Origin of the sequence: Altericroceibacterium xinjiangense, from assembly GCF_003958635.1 — a bacterium.
Lineage (GTDB): Bacteria > Pseudomonadota > Alphaproteobacteria > Sphingomonadales > Sphingomonadaceae > Altericroceibacterium_A > Altericroceibacterium_A xinjiangense.
Genome location: NZ_RSEK01000039.1, coordinates 1 through 6784, shown reverse-complemented (window position 1 = coordinate 6784; position 6784 = coordinate 1). Strand labels below are relative to the sequence as shown.

At 60.3% G+C, this 6784-nt stretch carries 4 protein-coding genes; 2 read left to right on the top strand and 2 right to left on the bottom strand.

The window, feature by feature from the left end:
- Window positions 1–2112, bottom strand: a 2112-nt coding sequence (locus ELY13_RS14475) for a bifunctional diguanylate cyclase/phosphodiesterase (RefSeq protein WP_126174604.1), incomplete at its 3' end; no start/stop codon positions are given.
- Between the two features lie 895 nt (window positions 2113–3007).
- On the opposite strand from ELY13_RS14475, the gene ELY13_RS14470 reads away from it, so the two are divergent.
- Window positions 3008–3334, top strand: coding sequence for a hypothetical protein (locus ELY13_RS14470; protein WP_206436087.1), 327 nt, complete (start codon window positions 3008–3010; stop codon window positions 3332–3334).
- 1541 nt (window positions 3335–4875) lie between these two features.
- The gene (locus tag ELY13_RS14465; RefSeq protein WP_126174602.1) at window positions 4876–5175 is read left to right on the top strand and encodes a BrnA antitoxin family protein; all 300 of its coding nucleotides are present in this window, start codon (window positions 4876–4878) and stop codon (window positions 5173–5175) included.
- A gap of 164 nt (window positions 5176–5339) precedes the next feature.
- Here ELY13_RS14465 and ELY13_RS14460 read toward each other — a convergent pair whose 3' ends face one another.
- Window positions 5340–6641 carry a UDP-glucose dehydrogenase family protein gene (locus ELY13_RS14460; RefSeq protein WP_126174601.1) on the bottom strand — a complete coding sequence of 434 codons (1302 nt, stop codon included), beginning with the start codon at window positions 6639–6641 and terminating at the stop codon, window positions 5340–5342.
- Window positions 6642–6784: the final 143 nt, after the last annotated feature.

Sequence of the window (6784 nt, the reverse complement as noted above, 5' to 3'; positions counted from 1 at the left end):
GGTCTGCTTGAAGTGATCGAGATCGAGCAGCAGGAGACCGACCGATTGTCCGGACGTTTTTCCCTCCTGTATTGCCTCTTCAAGCTTCTCTTGGAAGCGCGGCCGGTTTGCGAGGTGAGTTAGCGCGTCATGAGTTGCATTCCAGAGGATCTGCTCCTCGGCAGTTCTTTCCTCGGTTATGTCACGCACGGTCAGAATAATCCGGCCGGGCTGGCCATCATCGCGGGGAGCTTTCCAGCAGTTAAGTGCAACCCACCGTTCGGCCCGGTTATCGGCTCGGATGATTTTGAAACTATCCTCGAATTTTTCCGAAGTCTCATCGGCGCCAGCCTGTTCAAGTAGCGTGAGAAACCGTGCCCGATCTTCCGGATGAACGCGATCAGCTGCTACCTTGACCGCGGGTTCAACGTCTTCCTCCAGGCCGAATATCGTCAGGAGACGATTTGACCATCGGCGTGTGGCGGTAACCGGATCGAAGTCCCAAACGCCAAACCCGGCGGCCTCGGCCGCGAGCCTGAAGCGCTCCTCACTTTCCTGCAAGGCGAGCTCGGAACGTTTGCGATGCGTAATGTCACGGTGAGCGCCGAGTGTTCTGATGACCGTACCGCTCTTGTCGCGCAGCAGCTTCGTGCGACATGAAATCCAGCGCACTTCCCCGTTATCTGGTCGAATGATCCGATACTCCAAATCGAAGGTATCGGCATCGATCCGGGCCTGCTTCATTTCAGCACGGACTTTTTCCCGATCATCCGAATGGACAAGGTCGAGCCAAGCCCAAATTGAGATGGTGTTGTCGCCTATCGGGAGCCCGACCTGCTCGAAGAACCTGTCGGAGCAAATGGATACCTCGCCACCATCATTCTCGAATGCGGCTAAGTCAGACGCTTCCTGGACGATCCGCAGCCGCTCTTCACTGCGGCGAAGAGCACTCTCCGCCTCCTTGATCGTGGTGATGTCGAGTTGGGCGCCAATCGTCCTGACGAAGCTGCCTTCCTGATCACGCTCGACAATCGTACGACCGGCGATCCAGCGGGTTTCACCAGTATCTGCGCGAATAATCCGGAACTGGCAGGCAAAATCGTCGCGGTTTTCCGCGGCGCGGAAGGTCTCTTCGGTGAGCCACTCACGGTCCTCGGGATGAACAATGTTGAACCACTGTTCGAAGCTGATCGTTTTGGTCGAGGGGACCGGGAGTCCGACCTGCTCGAAAAACCTTTCTGAGCAGAACACCACCCCTTCCGAACTGGCCTCGAAATCCGCCAGACCGGTCGCCTTGTGCACCAGCTGCAAGCGCTCCTCGCTCCGGCGTAATGCTTCCTCGGCTGCATTACGCTGAGTGATATCCCGCGTGATGCTCATTTGTCCTGAGGTCCCGTCGGGCAGCCGGAAAGGGACGGCATGTGCTTCCACACTCCGTCTCGTTCCGCCCATGCCGACGATTTCGTACGTCCAGAAGATGCTTTCCCCGGCGAGGACACGATTGTGGACGTCGATGTGTGTCGCCATATACTCGGGCGGAACAGGCACGTGTCCGGAAGCGGCAAGCGTTTCAAGATCGGATGCCTGAAGTAGGCTCAGCCCCGCGGGGTTGATGTAGGTCAGCGCTCCCTTGTCGTTGAAGATTTCGACGCAATCCGGGATAGCTTCGAGCATGGCGCTGAGGCGCGCCTCGCTGTCCCGCAGAGCGGTCTCCGCCGCCAGCTGCGCCGTTATGTCTTCAAAGGTTGCAACGAGATTACCGTCGGTGGTCCAGCCAGGGTGGATCACGTAGGTCCGGCCGCCGCGATAGATGCGCGCGCGCAGCTCGCTTTCAGAGCAGAGGTTGCGCCAAAAGTCGCTTTCAAGCTCTTCGACACTACGTTCGGGCGGGTAGTAACCTGCGTCCACAGCCATCCGGATCAATTCTCTTGCGGGCAGCCCCGGTACGACCCTCTCTGCCGGGAGGCCGATTACCTCAGGATAGCGGCTATTGCAGAAGGCTATCCGGCCTTCCGCGTCGAAAACGCACAAGCCGTGCCGCACATTCTCGACTGCCTCTTCCAGCAGGTGCAAGCGGGCCCGAAGCTGCTGAAGCTCCGCGGTCAGCCGTCGGTTTTCTTCTTCGAAATCCATTGCTCTTGAACCTCTTCCCGCCTCTTAAATATAGCCGCGCGGAGCAGCCACCGGTCGCTCTCAAGCGTTTTCTCTTTGATCCGCCGCAAGCGATGGTCTGGTTTGCTAGATCACTTCCACGGGGCGGAGCGCGCCTGCATCAGCCCCCGCCCGACAGGACCGAGGCACTCGATGCGGTCGTGCGAAGTTTCGGCGAGGCGCACCCACTAGCAGCCTTGGTGTCAATCCGTCTTCTTCTGATGGCAGCGCATGGTACTTTCTTCAGTACAGACACTTGGGCCGAGGCAGGCAGGCCCGGTCCACTCTGCCGGTCCTCATGCGACGGGAAAACAACGGGTGCTTTTGGTGCTTGATGCTCAGGACTGGAATTGCCGCGTGCAGGAAATGTCCCGCTGTACAAGATGTCCAGCATTGGGCGCGCTGCTGATGAGCAAACCGTTACCCAAAGGAGCTCACGGCTGACCGGCAGCCTGAAATTTCAACAAGTCGAACGGCGACTGTTTACGAGCCTCAGTTCGTTGCGCGCGGATCCCTGGTGGCGAGCTCCCGAACTGAAACTTCAAACTATGCCCATCTCGCGGGGGCTGCTCTGGCCGGAAAAAAGCGGTTCCACAGCGCTACGCTCCCGCGGATCCGCCGGTAAGGACCCGCGCCTTCCCATGGACAGTGCTGTCCGTTTCACCAGCCGAACCTCCCCCGTTGCCTTCTGTGGCGCCGCCCCATTCGCGCTCACAATGGCAGTGCTACCGCCGATCAGTTTGTAGGTAGTTGCACGCAGAGACCCTGTCGGCTTAGCTCCCTACGGTACCGGCATCAGCCGCGATCGATGGAGGGAAGTGCCTTGAGTTGGTCTCGTGCAATTGCATTCTCGGGGAAAGTGCCGCTTCTGGTGTGCTTGTCGTTGGTTCTGACGGCTGCTTTGGTAGCTGCATCTGTGCAGGTTTACTCGCTGGCGCAGGAGCGGGCGAGCTTGTCCCAAGAGCTAACCGCGGAACGCTTCGCCCACGTCAAAACGAGGGTTGCGATGAAGAATGTTGAAATGCGCTTCGCCACGTACGCGCTAGACAACCGGGTAAGGCGCGAGTTCGTTGATGAACGTTTGCAGAAACAGGAAGAGCAATCGGCAGAGCTCGAGCGCAAGGAAGAGGCTGTCCGGCAACAAAAACTGGCCGAAGCTAATTGCATAACACCCAAGTCGATCCTGCAGGCGGCGGGGCTATGAGAGGGGTACTACTCGTAGGGCTTCTCCTCGGCGGCTGCAGTCACAGCGTAATTCCGCTGGAGACAGCGGCTCAACCGGACATCATTCAGGCCCCTCCTGTCGTTGATAATTCCGATCCCGTCGCGTGCATCAAGCCATCGATGATTCCGCCTGAGCCGAAGCAAGTGGGCACCAAGTTCAACGGCGATGCGCGGCACGACCTGATGATTCTCGCTCCTAACGCGGTGGAACTGCGGGCATGGGGTCGGCAACTCCGGAAACTGCTCGAGAACTGCGCCAAGCTTCCAGACACAGCCCCGAGATGAGCGCCCGGCAGCGCGGTCTCCGCCTATCCGACGCAGACTGAAAGAACTGTCATTGATTCCTGACAGTCTCGGCATGAGAGCGAGCGCCGCAAATGGCGGACGCATTGGTGAGCAGGATGCAATCGGCTATCAATGATCGTGTGACGAAAGGCGATCTCTAAAAGGCTCTGGACACCCACGCGGACAAGCTGACGGTTCGCATCTGCTCGATTGTGGGCGCGATGCTGGCGGTCGCCGTCACCATCTCAAAGGTCCTTTCCTGACGCGGGAACCGGGCGGGAGTCCTGCGCCGCGTCGTGTTCGTCGGCCAGCGAAGACTGAAAGCAACTGTCGCCCATGTGTCCGACCGCCAAACTGACACCGAATGCGAAAAGGCCAGCAATTCCGTAGCCGGACAGCCGAAGGGCCGCTCCCCATGACGAGAAGCGGCCCTCCCAGAAACCCGCACCCCAACGGCACGACGTGGGCTAGCCAAGCCCGAGGGCAGAGTACGCCTGAACCGATTCGCCGGTCAACCGCTGCAGGGGCGCCAGCCGCGATGCCGATTGTGGGTAACTGGGGCAGGCAGTGCGCGACGATGGGGGCTGCTGCTGAAGCACCCACTCTCGTAGGTTACCCGTGAGGAACGCGGCCGGCCCACCTCGAACAGACTGAAAGAACTGTCATAACGTTTCCTACAGTTCGGACTGAGACAGAGTCCCGAAATGCCCCTAGTGATTCGCCTGACGGTGATCCATGCCGGCCGGGAAACAGATAGCGCAGAACGAGCAGCCTAGCCGATGAGGGGGCCACATTGGGGGCCATATCGTGTCACTCATCCTGCGGAAGCCAGCGTTTCCGCTGCTTACAGCCGCTAGCGTGGTTCCTGTAGCCGCACCATTTTGTTCTCTGATTATCAGCCAGCTGGAGTAGCCTGCGGGAAAGCATTTCCCCTTGCCCTCAGAGGCAGGCGAACGCCGGGAGGTAAAAGGACGGCCGTTTCATGCGAGCGGCAGGCCGAAATCCGGCAAGACAACAGCCGGCTGGTGAACTTGCTATCGGTGAAAGATTGGCGTTGCCGGATGCGAAGAAATGCTCTGGCTTGAAGCCGGATGTCGCTCGTCCGCGGTCAGTAGCTTTGCCCGCCGTCGCAGCGGCGCGCAGACTTGCCGCGATGATTGCATCCACACATGATTGCATTCATTGAAACCGACGTTGCGTCCACCTCGTCGGCTCCACAACAGGAGATGCAGCAGTATGAGCACGCCCCTGCCGCCGCCCGCGGACGACGACGACAACCCGGAATGGACCGAAGAGGATTTCGCGCGTGCGCGCCCTGCGGCGGAGGTTCTTGGCAGGGAGAAGGCCGCACTCATTCTGCGTCGTCCCGGCCCACCGTGCCTTCCACCAAGTGAGCGTAAGCAGCCCGTCAGTATTCGGCTTTCGCCCGATGTGCTCCAAGCCCTGCGCGATAGCGGAGATGGCTGGCAAACCCGCGTGGACGAGATCCTGCGCGAAGCTCTCCTGTCGCCACCACAGCGCTCGAGCGGCGGATAGCCCCTCCGCGTTCGTCCGGCGGTATTCAGTAACTTGAGAGCGGAAGTTTACGGCGGCATCTATCCGTGTTCAGGTGACCACTTGTGTTAACCTGATCGGACGTTCGGACGCAGCCCTGCGGTGTCCCGCACCGACTCACCGCCGGCACGGGATCGTAAGTTCTTCTACCGCCCCACCGCTATGTAACGAAACCCCTGACGCTCGACTTCCTCGCGTTCGTAGACGTTGCGTAGATCCACCAGCAAGTGGTCGTTCAGCAGTTCCTTGAGGCGACCGAAATCGAGTGCGCCGAACGTGTCCCACTCGGTCACGATCACGGCTGCGTCCGCTCCGTCCAGCGCGTCGTACGCATCCTTGCAGTAGGTCACATTCTCAAGCAGGCGCGCGGCCTGTTCCATGCCTTCCGGATCGTAGGCGCGCACCTGCACACCGGCATCCTGCAGTGCCTGGACGATAGCCAGCGCCGGCGAATCGCGCATGTCGTCGGTGTTGGGCTTGAACGTCAGGCCCAGCAGACCAACGGTCTTGCTCTGTACATCCTTGCCCAGCGACTGGACCACCTTGCGGCCCATTGCGCGCTTGCGATTATCGTTAGCCAGCACCACAGCCTCAACAATCCGCAAGGGAGCTTCGAAGTCCTGTCCGGTTTTCAATAGCGCTAACGTGTCCTTGGGGAAGCACGATCCGCCATAGCCGGGCCCCGCCCGCAGGAACTTCGCCCCGATCCGATTGTCCAGGCCGACGCCGTAAGCCACATGCTCCACATCCGCGCCGACTTTATCGCACAAGTCCGCAATCTCGTTGATGAAGCTGATCTTGGTCGCAAGGAAGGCGTTAGCCGCGTACTTGGTGAGCTCGGCCGTGCGGCGGGACATGACCACCAGCGGAGATTCGTTGCTGAGCAGCGGTCGATAAATCTCCTGCAGCACGGTACGCGCCTGATCGTCGTCGCACCCGATCACCACCCGGTCCGGCCGCTTGAAGTCTTCGATCGCGGCACCCTCGCGAAGAAACTCGGGGTTCGAGGCAACCGAGAAATCCAGATCGGGCCGCAACTTGCGGATGATCCGCTGAACTTCGTCTCCAGTGCCGACCGGAACAGTGGACTTGGTGACAACCACGGTTCCCGGAGTAAGGTACTGCGCCATCTCGCGAGCGGCGGCATAGACATAGCTCAGGTCTGCGTGGCCGTCCCCGCGCCGGGAAGGCGTGCCGACAGCGATGAACACGGCGTCTGCCGCGGGAACCGCTCCCGCGACATCCTGCGTGAACACAAGGCGACCGGCGGCTGCGTTCTTCGCCACCAGTTCGTCGAGCCCGGGCTCGAAGATCGGAATGCCCCCTTGCTGCAGCGCATCGACCTTGCTCGCGTCCTTGTCGACGCACGTCACCGTATGACCGAAATCGGCGAAACAGGCGCCCGAGACCAGCCCGACGTAGCCCGTCCCGATCATCACAACATTCATTGCGTCTGGTATTCCTCTGAACCAAGGGCAGCGGCTTGCAGCCGGAAGGCGCCCGAAGCACCCCGCCTAGGCTCAGGACTCATTGCGGCAACCAGAAGATGACGGTCGCGGCGATGCAGATCGCGGACATGAAGGTGTGGGCG

Bases quoted from the DNA above. Each gene is read 5' to 3' on its own strand.
- ELY13_RS14465 (WP_126174602.1), top strand. From the start codon at position 4,876: ATGAGCACGCCCCTGCCGCCGCCCGCGGACGACGACGACAACCCGGAA.
- ELY13_RS14460 (WP_126174601.1), bottom strand. From the start codon at position 6,641: ATGAATGTTGTGATGATCGGGACGGGCTACGTCGGGCTGGTCTCGGGC.